Genomic DNA, 1,098 nt, shown 5'->3' with positions numbered 1-1,098 from the left:
GTATTCCTGCTTTTGTAAAGGGTCTTCAGATAAATAAGCTTTTACAAGGTTTTCAAACAATGTTCCCAATTCACGGGGTGATTTTGCTTGATCGCGATAATATTCCAACAGAGAGCGTAGCGTGACGCGTTCATGTTCAGACTTAACAGATTGCAACATATTACAAGAGGGCTCCATTTTCTTATGAGGGGATTAATTCTCTTCAAAAGAATCAAAATGAAGGCAATTAAATACGTTTTGAATGAATAGCGAGTGTCAAATGAGGGTAAATTGCTAAAAAAGTGGATAAATTTTTTCAAAAGAGGTTTTAAAAAGTTGTTATCCACAGCCTATGACCCATGGTTAGATCAGTAAAATAGTGAAATTTGCTATTTGTTTCACATGTTAATCAGGGCAAATGCAATGTGTTCTTTTAAAATATCATAGTGATCATTTTGATAGGTTTTAAGAAGGGTTTTGAGGGTTCCTAACACCCTCAAAATACCTTCAAAACATATATTAGGAGTTGATTTACAGGTTATAATATTAATATAGGTTGTTTTTTGAAGATTTGCAAAACATTAACATATTGAAATATAATGGTTTTTATTTTTGATTGAAAAAAATATATAAAAGGGTGTAAAAAGAACCCTCAAAATCCTCAAAACTAAGAGATGAGGCGTACTTTGAGAGTTCATGATACAAATACAAGGCTATATGGTTTAATGTTTTATAAGATCTCCAGATTGCCTATTGTGGTGTCTTATGACTTTTCACGAAGGGATGCCATTCATAGCGTATAGTAGGTCGACCGCTTTTGAAGCTATTGNTAGTTACAACGGCATAAAAGCTCTAAAGCTTGCTTCACAGCTTGATTGTCCTTTAAGCCCGTCCAACTTCTTTGATGAATATCACGTAAAGTAAAACCATCGGGTAAATAATCACAGCGTTCAACAATCAATTTTGCACGCTCTGCTGTTAATGTATCCCCCGCCGCATAAAGACGTTTTGCGTGACTTATCAGGTATTTTTCCCAACGCAACGCTGTTGTAATGGCATAGAGCCCAATTTCAAAATGTTCTCTGTCTAAAAGTTCAAAAATCAATGCAAGGCTTGCTA

At 34.8% G+C, this 1,098-nt stretch carries 1 pseudogene; it reads right to left on the bottom strand.

Features of this window, described 5'->3' with window-relative positions:
• Positions 1–729 precede the first annotated feature (729 nt).
• Positions 730–1,098, bottom strand: a pseudogene (locus tag ABD909_RS01550) (YfjI family protein); the annotation flags it as partial.

The sequence above is a fragment of the Bartonella acomydis genome, from assembly GCF_039543025.1.
GTDB lineage: Bacteria > Pseudomonadota > Alphaproteobacteria > Rhizobiales > Rhizobiaceae > Bartonella > Bartonella acomydis.
The sequence above is the reverse complement of the archived record's forward strand: the minus strand, read 5'-3'. Positions and strand labels throughout refer to the sequence as shown.